The following is a 13,293-nucleotide window of genomic DNA, read 5'->3' on the forward strand; positions in this document are numbered from 1 at the left end:
CTTACCGTGGTGTGCGTGAACGAGACGACCCAGACGCAGGGCCCCCTGCGCTCGGAGGCGCGCATGGCCCATGGCGCGCTGCACACCGTGCGCCAGGACCTCTTCGTCGATGCCTTCGCCTTCCGACCGCTGCCGCCGCTGGACGACGCCAAGCTGGCCCGATGGCTGCCGTGGCTGCCCAGCCGGGCCCGGCGCTGGGCCAGCTGGCTCCCGCACAGCGCCGTGGCGCTGCTCGCGGTCACCATCTTCCTGGGGTCCGCGACCCCCGGCTACGACGGCAGCCCGGTGCGCGGCGTGATCGACGTGGCGCTGGCGCTGGCGCTGGCGGTGCCGCCGCTGCTGGTCCTGTCGCGGCCGGTGGGCGCCTTCTGGCTGTCGCTGGGGGCGTTCGGCGTGGAGTGGATCGGCGCCCGCTTCCTCTCGCCGTACGCCGGCGTCTGGAGCGGCTCCTTCGCCGTCCACCTCGTGGTGATGACGCTGGTGGTGCTGCGGACCCGGCCGCGGTTGGCGGTCGAGATGTGGGGGATCACCTTCGGCGCGGGGACGCTGCTGGCGTTGGTGGCGCGGGGCGGTGCGCTGGGCGACATGCCGCCGGTGGCGTTCTTCTCCGGGGTCGTGCTGGTCTCCGCCGCGGCGGTCCGGGCCTGGCGGGAGGAGCGCCGGCAGGTCGTCGAGACCCAGAGCGTCACCGCCGAGGAGCGGTCCCGCCGGACGCTGTTGGAGGAGCGGGCGCTGATCGCCCGGGAGCTGCACGACGTGGTGGCGCACCATATGTCGGTGATCGCCATCCAGGCCGAGGCGGCGCCGTACCGCGTCGCCGATCCGCCGCCCGAGCTCGCCAAGTCCTTCGCCACCATCCGGGAGAACGCCGTCGCCGCGCTGACCGAGCTCCGTCGCATCCTCGGCGTCGTCCGCTCCGAGGATCCGGACGCCTTCGCCGAACGCGACCCGGAGGCCCCGCAGCCGACCCTGGCCAGCCTGGACTCGCTGCTGGAGAGCGTCCGGGGCGCCGGGCTGACCGTCGAGGCGGTGATCACGGGCGCGGCCCGGCCGCTGCCGCAGGGCGTCGAGCTGTCCGCGTACCGGATCGTGCAGGAGGCGCTGAGCAACGCGCTGCGGCACTCGCCGGGCGCCCCGGCGCGGGTGGAGGTCTCCTACGTCCTGGGCGGGATCGGGCTGCGGATCGTCAACGGTGCCCCGAGCCGGCTGGCCAAGCCGTCGCCGGGCGCCGGCCACGGGCTGCTCGGCATGCGGGAGCGGGTGCAGATGCTCGGCGGTGAGATGACGGCCGAGCCGACAGCGGAGGGTGGTTTCGAGGTGGCGGCGTTCCTGCCGGTGGCCAACGCGACGGGCGGGGGCGCCGCATGATCCGGGTGCTGATCGTGGACGACCAGGTGATGGTCCGCGAGGGCTTCTCCGTCCTGCTCAACGCCATGCCGGACATCGAGGTCGTCGGCGAGGCGGTGGACGGCCGGCAGGCGGTGCAGAAGGTGGCGCTGCTCAAGCCGGACGTGGTCCTGATGGACATCCGGATGCCGGAGATGAACGGACTGGAGGCGACCCGCGAGATCGTCGCCGCCGACGCGGACGCCAAGGTGCTGGTGCTGACCACCTTCGACCTGGACGAGTACGTCTACCAGGCGCTGCGGTCCGGGGCCAGCGGCTTCCTGCTCAAGGACGCCTCGGCCGGGCAACTCGCCGAGGGCGTGCGGATCGTCGCCGACGGCGAGGCGCTGCTCGCCCCGACCGTCACCAAGCGGCTGATCAACGAGTTCTCCCGGCTGGGGTCGCCGCGCGCCCCGGCCCAGGAGCGCATCGGGGACCTGACGGAGCGGGAGACGGAGGTCCTGGTGCTGGTGGCCCAGGGCCTGTCCAACGGTGAGATCGCCGCGCATCTCGTCGTCGCCGAGTCGACGGTGAAGACGCACGTCAGCCGGATCCTGGTGAAGCTGGGGCTGCGCGACCGCACCCAGGCGGCGGTCTTCGCCTACGAGGCGCGGCTGGTCACGCCGGGCGGCTGAGGGCGGGCGACGGTTGCCGGTGCAGCCCCGGTCGTCCACACCCTGTGGACGGGCGGGTGCCGCGGGGCGAGTGCGCCGCCGGGGTCCGCCACAGCTCCGGCGGCGCACGCCTGTGGGGCGGCCTCAGCCGATGTCGCGGCGGCGGAGGCCGGCGAGACCGACGGATATCAGCACCGCCGAGAGGGCCGTGAGCCAGAGGAACGGCGCGGCCGTCACCGCACCGCCGGGCAGCTTCGGCAGGTGACCGTACGGCGAGAGGTCCAGCGCCCACTGGGGGAGCCGCAGCACCGGGCCGAGCCAGCCGAGGGCGAGGCAGCCGCCGGTCAGCGCCCAGACCGCGCCGCTGGCGGCCGGCAGCAGGCCGAGCACGCACATCGCCACCGCGGCCAGCGTCCACACCGCCGGGACCTGGGCGAGCGCGGCGGCCAGCACCCGGCCGGTGCCGCCGGCGACATCGCCGGCCGAGGCGCCGTAGGTGAGCCCCAGGGCCAGCCCGCCGGCGGCCAGCAGCACCGCGGTGCCCGCCAGCGCGACGGCCAGGTGGCCGGCCGCCCAGCGCAGGCGGCCCACCGCGCCCGCCAGGACCGGCTCGGCCCGGCCGCCGGTCTCCTCGGCCCGCATCCGGAGCACCGCGCCCACGGCGTAGAGCGCCGCGACCATGCCGAGCATGCCGGTCATCGAGGCGAGGAAGGCGTCCGTCAACGATCGCTCCCCGCCGAGCCGTTGGACGATCTCCCGGGTCTGCGCATTGCCGCCGACCATGTCCACCGCGCCCTTGGCGACCCCGCCGAACACCGCCCCGGCGAGCGCGAAGCCGGCCGTCCAGCCGGCCAGGGCGGTCCGCTGCAACCGCCAGGCCAGGCCGGTGGGGCCGCCGAGCGAACGGGGCGCGCGGGCCGGTCCCGGCCGCGCCGGCAGGAAGCTCATGCCCACGTCCCGACGGGCGGTCAGGGCGTAGCCGGCCGCGGTGGCCAGCGCCGTCGCGGCGGCGAGGAGCAGCACCACCCACCAGCGCTCGCCGGCGAACGCGCGGACGTGCTGCGCCCAGCCGACGGGGGAGAGCCAGGTGAGCGGGGAGTCGGCGCCGCTCCCCGGGGAGCCGCTGCCGGCGGAGGCGTCCCCGGCGGCGCGCAGCGCGAAGGCGGCGCCGAGGGCCGCGCCGGTCAGCCCCTTGGCCAGCCGGGCGCTCTCGGTGAACTGGGCGGCTATCGCGGCCAGCGCGGCGAAGAACAGCCCCGTGCCGCCGATCGCGAGGCCCAGGGCGAGCGACCCGGCCACCGGCAGCCCGGAGGCGGCGAGCCCGGCGGCGGTCAGCGCGGCCACCCCCGCATCGGCGATCGCCGCCGCCAGCAGCGCGGCGGTCAGCGGCGCCCGCCGCCCCACCATCGCGGCGGACAGCAGCTCCTGACGGCCGGTCTCCTCTTCCTCGCGGGTGTGCCGGACGACGATCAGCAGGCTCATCACGGCCGCCAGCACCGCGCCGAACCCGGCCATCCGCCAGGCGACCAGGCCGCCCAGGGAGTCGTCGAAGACCGGTCCGTACAGCGCGCGCAGCGAGCCGTTGGCGTTCATCGACGCGGCGAGCTGGGCGCGCTGGGCGGCGGTGTCGTAGAGCGCCGCGAAGGAGGAGCCGGTGGCGACCACGGTCAGGCCGAGCAGCAGCACCCAGGCCGGGAGCAGCAGCCGGTCGCGGCGCAGGGCCAGGCGCAACAGGGTGCCGGTGCCCGCCAGTTGGCGCCCGCTGCGGGGGCGCGCGACGGCCGGCGCGGTCAGGGCGCTCATCGGGCCACCGCCCCGTCGGCCCGGGCGCCCGACCAGCGGCCCGGCCGGCCGTCGCGGAGGAGGTCGTCCTGGTAGTGGCGCAGGAACAGCTCCTCCAGGGTGGGCGGGGTGCTGGTGAGGCTGCGCAGCCCGGCCGCGCCGAGCGGGCCGAGCACCGCGCCCAGCCGCTCGGTGTCCACCTGGAGCCGGACGCGGCAGCCGGGGCCGCCGTGGACCGGCTGGACGGAGAGGTCGTGGACGCCGGGCAGGCCGTCGAGCCCGGTCGGCGGGCCGGCCAGCTCGGCGACGACGGTCGTCCGGGTCAGATGGCGCAGCTCCCCCAGGGAGCCGGACTCGACGGTGCGGCCCTTGCGGATGATGCTGACCCGGTCGCACAGCGCCTCGACCTCGGAGAGCAGATGGCTGGAGAGCAGGATCGTGCGGCCGCGGTCGCGCTCCTCGGCCACGCAGCTCTGGAAGACCTCCTCCATCAGCGGGTCCAGCCCGGAGGTCGGCTCGTCGAGGATCAGCAGATCGACGTCGGAGGCGAACGCGGCGACCAGGGCGACCTTCTGGCGGTTGCCCTTGGAGTAGGTGCGGCCCTTCTTCGTGGGGTCGAGCTCGAAGCGTTCCAGCAGCTCGTCCCGGCGGCCGGTGTCCAGTCCGCCGCGCAGCCGGCCGTAGAGGTCGATGACCTCGCCGCCGGAGAGGTTGCGCCACAGGGTCACGTCGCCGGGGACGTAGCCGACGCGGCGGTGGATCTCGACGGCGTCCCGCCAGGGGTCCCGGCCCAGGACCTGCGCGGTGCCGCGGTCGGCGCGGAGCAGGCCGAGCAGGACGCGCAGGGTGGTGGACTTCCCCGCGCCGTTGGGCCCGAGGAAGCCGTGTACCTCGCCGGCCTCGACGGTGAGGTCGAGGCCGGCCAGCGCGTGGGTCGCGCCGAAGGACTTGTGGAGCCCGGCCACCCGCAGCGCGGGGGAGGGCGGGAGCGCCTGCGTCATGGTTTCGAAGATACGTGAGCTTCACAAAATTGTGAAGCTAAGAAAGTGTATAAAGTTGAGGGACCGGCTCTGATCAGGGGAGATGATGCGGACATGAGCGACGAGCGAGAGCGGGCAGCCGGCCGGGCGGCCGACCGTGACGACGCGGCGGTGCTGACCTTCGTCGAGCGGTTCGCGGCGCAGATGGTCGACGCCGGGATGCAGCGGATGCCGGCCCGGGTCTTCGCCTGCCTGCTGGCGTCCGACTCCGGCGTGCTGACCTCCGCCGAGCTGGGCGAGCGGCTCCAGGTCAGCCCGGCGGCCGTCTCCGGCGCGATCCGCTACCTCTCCCAGGTGGGCATGGTCAGCCGCGAGCGCGAGCCCGGCTCCCGCCGCGACCGCTACCGCGTCCACAGCGACCAGTGGTACGAGGCCCTGACCCGCCGGGACAGCGTCCTCACCCGCTGGGAGAACACCCTGCGCGAGGGCGTCGAGAGCCTCGGCAAGGAGAGCGCCGCCGGCCGCCGGATCGGCGAGACGCTGGCCTTCACGGAGTTCATGCAGCACGAGCTCGCCGGCATGCTGGAGCGCTGGCGCGACCACCTCGAAGAGCTCCGCGCGCAGTAGCCCGCTGGCCCCGCGCCCCGACTCACCTCTGCCGCGGCAGCTGCAGCCGCCAGGCCCCCTGCTGCACCGTCCAGGTCCGGGTCCGCACGGGCCCGCCGACCAGCGCGTCCGCCCGGTAGTGGAAGTCCGGCCCGGACACCGTCACCGCCCGCGCGGCGACCCGCACCGGGTGCTCCTCGCCCGGCCAGTGCACGATCACCTCGGCCAGCCCGCCCGGCCGCCCGTCGTCCCCGGCGCCCGGTACCACCGACACCCCGCGCACCGGCCGGTCCAGATCCGCCAGCAGCGCCCCGTCGGCCTCGATCCGCAGCCGCAGCCGCTGCGCGGGCACCCGCGCCCGCCGGCCCCCGCCGGGGCCCGTCGCGCCGGGGCGGGCGGCGCCCCACCGTCCCGTTCCGGGCGCGGCGAGCAGCGACAGCGCCGTACGGGCGGTGCGGGCGGCCGGCGCCCACCAGGGCCGGTGCCCGCCGGCCGGGTCCACCGGGGCGATGCCCTCCCCCGGGCGCGCGCCACCGGAGAACCCGCCGTCCCCGAGGGCCGCGGCCCGCTCCGCCGGTGGGTCCGCCTCCGCAGCCCCGTCGTCGGCGTGCTCCGCGGGCTCCCGGCACGCGCCGTGGGCCGCCCGGTACTCCGCCAGCGGCCCGGCCGGATCGCCGCACGGGATCCGCAGGCCGCCCAGCACGATGCCGTCGCTGTCGTCGGTGAGCAGGTCCATCGGCCGCTCCCCGCCGTCCAGGACGGCCCGCGCGGCGGCCACCGCGTCCGTGGGGACGCCCAGCGTCCGGCTCAGCGCGACCGTCTCCGGCGGGCCCACCGGCACCATCGACAGCGGCACCCCGGCCAGCTCCCGCTCCTTGTGGAGCAGGCCCACCGCCCGCAGCAGCGCCCGGTCGTCGCCGATCACCACCGGGCGGCGCCGGCCGCGCCGGGACAGTGCCTGGGCGAACTCCGCCGGCCCTTCCGGAAGGCAGATCTTCGCCCCCGCGCCGGCGCACAGGACGTCCTTGGCGATCCGCACGGATTCGCCGTCCGCCCGGCGGGCGACCGGGTCGATGACCACAAGCAGGGGGCACCCCCGAACGGGGTCCGCGGGAGAGTGCCCAGAAGACTGCGCCGACACCTCGGTCCTTCCTCAGGTAGCATCTCGGTGCAAGAGCCCCTTGCGCTATTGCGCCAGGGGCTTCGTCTATTCCGGGGCACCGGTCCGACGGCTCTGGCGGACGCCACGCGAGCACACGCGTAGCGCCGCGCCATCCACGCACGTTGGACATGCCCCGCCCGGAAGGGGTGTACGCCTGTGCCCGCACTTGTGCTGCTCGGTGCTCAGTGGGGTGATGAAGGCAAGGGAAAGGCCACCGATCTGCTCGGTGGGTCCGTGGACTATGTGGTGCGCTACCAGGGCGGCAACAACGCCGGCCACACGGTCGTCGTCGGCGACCAGAAGTACGCACTGCACCTCCTCCCTTCCGGAATCCTCTCGCCGGGGTGCACCCCGGTCATCGGCAACGGTGTCGTCGTCGACCCGGCGGTCCTGCTCTCCGAGCTGAGCGGACTCAACGAGCGCGGCGTCGACACGTCCAAGCTGCTGCTCAGCGGTAACGCGCACCTGATCACGCCGTACAACATCACCGTCGACAAGGTGACCGAACGCTTCCTCGGCAAGCGGAAGATCGGCACCACCGGCCGCGGCATCGGCCCGACCTACGCCGACAAGATCAACCGCACCGGCATCCGGGTCCAGGACCTCTACGACGAGTCGATCCTGACCCAGAAGGTCGAGGCGGCCCTCGACGTCAAGAACCAGCTGCTGACCAAGCTCTACAACCGCCGTGCCATCGAGGCCGGTCAGGTCGTCGAGGAGCTGCTGGGCTACGCCGACAAGATCAAGGGCTACGTCGCCGACACCACCCTGATCCTCAACAAGGCCCTGGACGACGACAAGGTCGTGCTCTTCGAGGGCGGGCAGGGCACCCTGCTCGACATCGACCACGGCACGTACCCCTTCGTCACCTCCTCGAACCCGACCGCCGGCGGCGCCTGCACCGGCGCCGGCGTCGGCCCGACGAAGATCAGCCGGGTCATCGGCATCCTCAAGGCGTACACCACCCGCGTGGGCGCCGGGCCGTTCCCGACGGAGCTGTTCGACAAGGACGGCGAGGCGCTGCGCACCATCGGTGGCGAGCGCGGCGTCACCACCGGCCGGGACCGCCGCTGCGGCTGGTTCGACGCGGTGATCGCCCGCTACGCGACCCGGGTCAACGGCCTGACGGACTTCTTCCTCACCAAGCTCGACGTCCTCACCGGCTGGGAGCAGATCCCGGTCTGCGTGGCCTACGAGATCGACGGCAAGCGGGTCGAGGAACTGCCCTACAGCCAGACCGACTTCCACCACGCGAAGCCGGTCTACGAGATGCTGCCGGGCTGGTCCGAGGACATCACCAAGGCCAAGACCTTCGCCGAGCTGCCGAAGAACGCCCAGGCGTACGTCAAGGCGCTGGAGGAGATGTCGGGCGCCCCGATCTCCGCGATCGGCGTCGGCCCGGGCCGGGACGAGACGATCGAGATCAACTCGTTCCTGTCGTAAGGCACTTCGCGGCGGCCGGTCTGTGACGGCCGGCCGGTCCCCTCGGGGACAACCGCTGTCCGGGGTGACGGCGGGAGGCGGCGCGCCTCCCGCCGTCACCCCGTCTTCGTGTACAGCAACGGCGCCTTGCCGCCCGCGTCGTCGAAGGTGCGCCGCAGTTGGCCGGCCATCAGCTCCAGGGTGGAGCCGGTGCCGGGGCGGCAGGTGTCGGGGGTGCCGGAGACCACCTTGGACGGGCCGAGGCGGACCGGCGGGCCGGCGCTCTTCAGGGCGGCCGTGAAGCGGCACTCGTAGGTGGGGCCGGTGGCCTCCATCCGCAGCACGACCTCGCCCGGCTTGCCCTGGACGAGGGTGAAGCGGCGGACGTCCAGGTTGGAGTCGCCGACCGTCGTCGACCAGATGCCCAGATACGCGGCCGGGATCGCGCCGTTCGCCGCCGGGGCGGACTTCTCGGTGGCGGCGGCGCTGCCGTCCGAGCCGCCCAGCAGCGCGTACCCGGTGGCGGCGCCCGCACCGGCCAGCACCAGCGCGGCCGCGGCCAGCAGCGTCCGGCGGGTGCGGCGGTGCGCCGGGGCCGGGCGGGGCGAGGGTGCCACGGTGGCCGGCGGGGCGTCGGCCGTCCCCGGGACGGCGGTCGGCTCCGCGCCGTCCCGCGGATCCTCCGCCTCCAGCAACTCCACGGCGTGCCGCCCCAGATGGGCCACCAGCGTCCCCGGGAGCCACGGTTCGTCGTCCGCCCCGGTGGTGTCCGGGGCGCCCTCCGCCCGCGTCACCAGTTCCTCGGGCGTCGGGCGCCCGGCGGGGTCCTTGGCCAGGCAGTCCACGACCAGCGGGCGCAGTCCCTCGGGGAGCGCGGTCAGGTCCGGCTCCTCCTCGGCGATGCGGTACATCATCGCGTGCGGCAGGGTCGTCGCGGAGCCGAACGGCTGGTGCCCGGTGGCCGCGTAGACCAGGACGGAGCCGAGGCAGAAGACGTCGCAGGCCGGGGTGAGCGGCGTGCCGCGGACCTGCTCGGGCGCCATGAAGCCGGGGGAGCCGACGGCCGAGCCGGTCTGCGTGGCCACGCTCGTGGTGACGCCCTCCAGGGCCCGCGCGATGCCGAAGTCGATGACCCGGGGGCCGTCGATGGTCAGCAGGACGTTGGACGGCTTGAGGTCGCGGTGGATGATGCCGGCGGCGTGGATGGAGCGCAGCGCGCGGGCCAGTCCGGCGGCCAGGATCCGCACCGTGCGCTCCGGGAGCGGGCCGCAGCGGGCGACGACCTGTTGGAGGGAGGGGCCGGCGATGTACCCGGTGGCCACCCAGGGGGTCTCGGCCTCGGTGTCCGCGTCCAGGACGGGCGCGGTCCACTGGCCGCCCACGGTCCGGGCGGCCCGCACCTCGCGGCGGAAGCGGTCCCGGAACTCCTCCTGGTGGGCCAGTTCCGTGCGCACCAGTTTGACCGCGACGGTCCGGCCGCGGTCCGAACGGGCCAGGAAGACCCGCCCCATGCCGCCCTCGCCGAGCCGGCCGAGCAGGCGGTAGTCGCCGATCTGCTGGGGGTCGTGCGCGCCGAGCGGTGTCAGCCCCCCGGCCCGTCCCGCCCGTCGCTGCTGCCCCGTCCGCCCCGACTGTTCCATGATTCGCCGCCCCTTTGTCCGGCTCTCCCCGTTTCGCCCTGTGGGAGCGGCCGTTGCTCGTCCGCGGTGAGGATACCGAGGCCGCGCGGGCGGTCGCGGGGGCGGTATTCGGCCAAGAAGCGCGCCCGTTGAGGAGGCCGGTCGTTTCCCCCTGCCCGGCACGGGGGTTCGCGCGCCGTCCGTAACGGCAGGAGAAGCGGCACGGCGTCAGCAGAGAAGTGACGTAGCGTCAGAAATGCTGCGCCGGGCGGGAGCTGGACAGTGGATGGCCGATTCCGCGGCGCGGAACTTTCCGGGGTTATCGATCGTAAAGAAAGGAGAAAAACCGCAGAGAGCGACGACAGGACCCGCACGATCCCCCGTCCCCCAATCCCAAGGAGACCGTGTGATACCCGCCGTACGAGCCATCGCGCGCGCCACCATGGCCGCCCGCCCCGTCCCCCTGGCCGAGGTCCAGGCCCGCGCCGAACTCCTCGCCCGTTACAGCACCACCTACCTCGTCCCGGTCGAGGTCTTCGCCGCCTTCGCGGCCGAACTCACCGACCGCGCCCGCCCCGGTGGCCCGTTCGCGGCGCTGTGCATCAACGGCCGCCGCTGGTTCCGCTACCAGTCCGTCTACTACGACACCCCCGACCTGCGTTCCTTCCACGACCACCGGCAGCGCAACGTGCTCCGCTTCAAGATCCGCGAGCGGCTCTACGCGGACACCGGGGAGCGGCAGTTCGAGGTCAAGCTCAAGGAGGAGCACGGCCGGACGGTCAAGCACCGGCGGCCGCTGATGCCCGGCGACCCGGCGCTCGGCCCGGCCCCGCGCGACTTCCTCGCCACCGTGCTCGACCGCTCCTACGGCATCCAGGCCCCCACCGAACTGGGCCGCTCCATCGAGACCGACTACCAGCGGGCCACCTTCGTCGCCGACGGCCAACGGGTCACCTGCGACGCCGCCCTCGTCTGCCGCGACCTGGAGACCGGCCGCACCGTACGGGCCGACGGCGGCCTGGTCGTCGTCGAGACCAAGACCTGCGGCCGACTCACCGAGGCCGACCGGCTGCTGGCCGGGTACGGCGTCCCGGCCGCCGACTTCACCAAGTACTGCGGCGGGCTGTCGGCGCTCCGCCCGCACCTCTACGCCAACCACTGGCGCGGCCCGGTGCGGACCGCGTTCCCCACCGCCGCGGCGGCCTGAAGCGGTGCGCGGGGCGGCATGCCCTGAGCGCCGCGGCTCTTGACGGTGCCCGGGGGCAAGCACCCCACCCCCGGGCATCCCTGGAGTTTCCTCCAGGACCGTAGACATTCTGTCCGCGCTCGTGGTGAGCGCCATACACAGTGTCGGTATCGGCAGACGGACGGTGATCCCTAGGCTGGGGCCGTTCGCCGCTCTGTCCGGCGGCGGAACCGAGCGACCCGATCCGAGGTACTGACCGTGACCACGCCGCACCCCGATCCCGCAACCGGCGCCGCAGTGAAGGCGGCCGACCGCGCGCACGTCTTCCACTCCTGGTCCGCCCAGGGCCTGATCGATCCGCTCCCGGTCGCCGGCGCCGAGGGCGCGTACTTCTGGGACTACGACGGCAACCGCTACCTCGACTTCTCCTCCCAGCTCGTCAACACCAACATCGGCCACCAGCACCCCAAGGTCGTCGCGGCGATCCAGGAGCAGGCCGGCAAGCTGTGCACCCTCGCCCCCGGCTTCGCGGTGGACGTCCGCTCCGAGGCCGCCCGGCTGGTCGCCGAGCGCACCCCCGGCGACCTGGACAAGATCTTCTTCACCAACGGCGGCGCCGAGGCGGTGGAGAACGCCGTCCGGATGGCCCGGCTGCACACCGGCCGCCCCAAGGTGCTCTCCACGTACCGCTCGTACCACGGCGCCACCGCCGCCGCGATCAACCTCACCGGCGACCCGCGCCGTTGGCCCTCCGACACCGGTGCGGCCGGCGTCGTCCACTTCTGGGGCCCGTTCCTCTACCGCTCGCCGTTCCACGCCGAGAACGAGGCCCAGGAGTGCGAGCGTGCCCTGGCCCACCTGGAACAGACCCTCGCCTTCGAGGGCCCCCAGACGATCGCCGCGATCATCCTGGAGACCGTGCCCGGCACCGCCGGCATCATGGTCCCGCCGCCCGGCTACCTCGCCGGCGTCCGCGAGATCTGCGACCGCCACGGCATCGTCTTCATCCTCGACGAGGTGATGGCCGGCTTCGGCCGCACCGGCCGCTGGTTCGCCGCCGACCACTTCGGCGTCACCCCCGACCTGCTGACCTTCGCCAAGGGCGTCAACTCCGGCTACGTCCCGCTCGGCGGCGTGGCGATCAACGCCGAGATCGCCGCCACCTTCGAGCAGCGCCCCTACCCCGGCGGCCTGACCTACTCCGGCCACCCGCTGGCCTGCGCCTCCGCCGTCGCCACGCTCAACGCGATGGCCGAGGAGCGGATCGTGGAACACGCCGCGGAGATCGGCGAGCAGGTCATCGGCCCGGCGCTGCGCGAGATGGCCGAGCGGCACCCGTCGGTCGGCGAGGTCCGCGGCATGGGCGTCTTCTGGGCGCTCGACCTGGTGCGGAACAAGCAGACCCGCGAGCCGCTGGTGCCGTACAACGCGGCCGGTGCCGACAACGCCCCGATGGCCGCGTTCGCCGCCGCCTGCAAGCGCGGCGGCCTGTGGCCGTTCGTGAACATGAACCGCACCCACGTCGTCCCGCCGTGCACCATCACCGAGGCCGAGGCCAAGGAGGGCCTGGCCGCCCTCGACGAGGCCCTGGCGGCCGCGGACGCGCACACGGCCTGACCGCCGTAGAACGCGGCCCGGTGGCTCCCGCCCCGCGCGGCGGGGGCCCCCGGGCCGCGCGGCTTTTCGTGAAACCCCTCCCGCCGCCTCGCCTATCGTGGGCGACGGCCGCTGGGACCTGCGGTCATGGACGTCGAAGGAGACGCACCGCATGGCCCCGGGCCCGGACAGCTCAGTGATACGGCGCAGCACGCTGCGCGAGCAGATCGCCGACGCGCTGCGCGACGAGATCCTGGCGGGCCGGCTGTCGTCCGGCCACCCCTTCACCGTCAAGGAGATCGCCGACCAGTACGGCGTCTCGGCGACGCCGGTGCGCGAGGCGCTGCTCGACCTGTGCGCCCAGGGGCTGCTCGACGTCGAGCAGCACCGCGGCTTCAAGGTGCACGCCTTCACCGCCGACGACTTCCGCGCCATGGTCGAGGCCCGCACCCTTCTCATCGAGGGGATCTTCCGCAGCAACGCCGAACGGGCGCTGCGGACCACCCCCGAGGAGGTGCTGATCTCCATCCGCCGCCGTGCCGAGGAGGCCGAACGCGCCGCCCGGGCCGGCGACCTGGACGTCCTCATCGGCTACGACCTGCGGTTCTGGCGCGAGTTGAGCAGCGTCGTCAAGAACCCCTACATCAGCGACTTTCTGGACCGGATCCGCGTCCAGACCTGGATGTTCGCGGTGCCGCTGCTGCGCCGGGAGCCGCACCTCAAGGGGCTGCTGTGGCACGGCCACGGCGAACTGGCCGACGCCCTGCTGCGGCACGACCTGCCCGCCGCCCAGCGGCTGATCGCCGACTACAACGCGCACTCCCTCGCTCTCGTCGGAACGCCCGGGTAGCACTACGCTGTCCCGACCATCGGCCGTCATGGGCCGTACCCGTGGCTCTACGAGCGCCGGTGCCCCTCGTCCCCGACCGGAAGCGAGCCC

General features: G+C 74.1%; 11 protein-coding genes. 7 read left to right on the forward strand and 4 right to left on the reverse strand.

Translation table 11 applies throughout. The features are described from left to right. The first annotated feature begins 63 nt into the window (after positions 1-63). Both ACIQU6_RS24175 and ACIQU6_RS24180 read left to right on the forward strand, forming a co-directional pair. A complete protein-coding gene (locus ACIQU6_RS24175; RefSeq protein ID WP_403483821.1) occupies positions 64-1,368 on the forward strand; it encodes a histidine kinase in 1,305 nt (434 codons plus the stop codon). After that, entirely contained in the window at positions 1,365-2,021 is a 657-nt protein-coding gene (locus tag ACIQU6_RS24180) for a response regulator transcription factor (RefSeq protein ID WP_274914862.1), read from the forward strand. Before ACIQU6_RS24175 ends, ACIQU6_RS24180 begins: the two co-directional genes overlap by 4 nt. Before the next feature lie 123 nt (positions 2,022-2,144). On the opposite strand, the gene ACIQU6_RS24185 is transcribed toward ACIQU6_RS24180, so the two are convergent. Both ACIQU6_RS24185 and ACIQU6_RS24190 read right to left on the reverse strand, forming a co-directional pair. Next, positions 2,145-3,803, reverse strand: a complete 1,659-nt coding sequence (locus tag ACIQU6_RS24185) for an ABC transporter permease (protein WP_403483759.1) — start codon at positions 3,801-3,803, stop codon at positions 2,145-2,147. Beyond that, positions 3,800-4,783, reverse strand: a complete 984-nt coding sequence (locus tag ACIQU6_RS24190; RefSeq protein ID WP_403483760.1) for an ATP-binding cassette domain-containing protein — start codon at positions 4,781-4,783, stop codon at positions 3,800-3,802. The genes ACIQU6_RS24185 and ACIQU6_RS24190 overlap by 4 nt, the downstream gene beginning before the upstream one ends. Before the next feature lie 93 nt (positions 4,784-4,876). On the opposite strand from ACIQU6_RS24190, the gene ACIQU6_RS24195 reads away from it, so the two are divergent. Beyond that, positions 4,877-5,389, forward strand: coding sequence for a GbsR/MarR family transcriptional regulator (locus ACIQU6_RS24195; RefSeq protein ID WP_403483761.1), 513 nt, complete (start codon positions 4,877-4,879; stop codon positions 5,387-5,389). Between the two features lie 22 nt (positions 5,390-5,411). Here the strand turns inward: ACIQU6_RS24195 and ACIQU6_RS24200 are convergent, their stop codons facing one another. Then, positions 5,412-6,449, reverse strand: coding sequence for a hypothetical protein (locus tag ACIQU6_RS24200; protein ID WP_403483762.1), 1,038 nt, complete (start codon positions 6,447-6,449; stop codon positions 5,412-5,414). A gap of 237 nt (positions 6,450-6,686) precedes the next feature. On the opposite strand from ACIQU6_RS24200, the gene ACIQU6_RS24205 reads away from it, so the two are divergent. Next, positions 6,687-7,973 (forward strand): adenylosuccinate synthase, encoded by a 1,287-nt coding sequence (locus ACIQU6_RS24205; RefSeq protein WP_403483763.1) that lies wholly within the window; start codon positions 6,687-6,689, stop codon positions 7,971-7,973. 95 nt (positions 7,974-8,068) lie between these two features. Here ACIQU6_RS24205 and ACIQU6_RS24210 read toward each other — a convergent pair whose 3' ends face one another. Next, positions 8,069-9,592 (reverse strand): serine/threonine-protein kinase, encoded by a 1,524-nt coding sequence (locus ACIQU6_RS24210; protein WP_403483764.1) that lies wholly within the window; start codon positions 9,590-9,592, stop codon positions 8,069-8,071. 385 nt (positions 9,593-9,977) lie between these two features. On the opposite strand from ACIQU6_RS24210, the gene ACIQU6_RS24215 reads away from it, so the two are divergent. The 3 genes from ACIQU6_RS24215 to ACIQU6_RS24225 all read left to right on the forward strand — a co-directional run bounded on the left by ACIQU6_RS24215 (position 9,978) and on the right by ACIQU6_RS24225 (position 13,203). Next, positions 9,978-10,778 (forward strand): polyphosphate polymerase domain-containing protein, encoded by an 801-nt coding sequence (locus ACIQU6_RS24215; RefSeq protein ID WP_403483765.1) that lies wholly within the window; start codon positions 9,978-9,980, stop codon positions 10,776-10,778. A 237-nt stretch (positions 10,779-11,015) separates the two neighbouring features. After that, positions 11,016-12,374 carry an aspartate aminotransferase family protein gene (locus ACIQU6_RS24220; RefSeq protein WP_403483766.1) on the forward strand — a complete coding sequence of 453 codons (1,359 nt, stop codon included), beginning with the start codon at positions 11,016-11,018 and terminating at the stop codon, positions 12,372-12,374. Positions 12,375-12,525: 151 nt separating this feature from the next. Continuing rightward, positions 12,526-13,203, forward strand: a complete 678-nt coding sequence (locus ACIQU6_RS24225; protein ID WP_403483767.1) for a GntR family transcriptional regulator — start codon at positions 12,526-12,528, stop codon at positions 13,201-13,203. The last annotated feature ends 90 nt before the right edge of the window (positions 13,204-13,293 follow it).

Origin of the sequence: Streptomyces sp. NPDC090442 (assembly GCF_044769405.1) — a bacterium.
Taxonomy (GTDB): domain Bacteria; phylum Actinomycetota; class Actinomycetes; order Streptomycetales; family Streptomycetaceae; genus Streptomyces.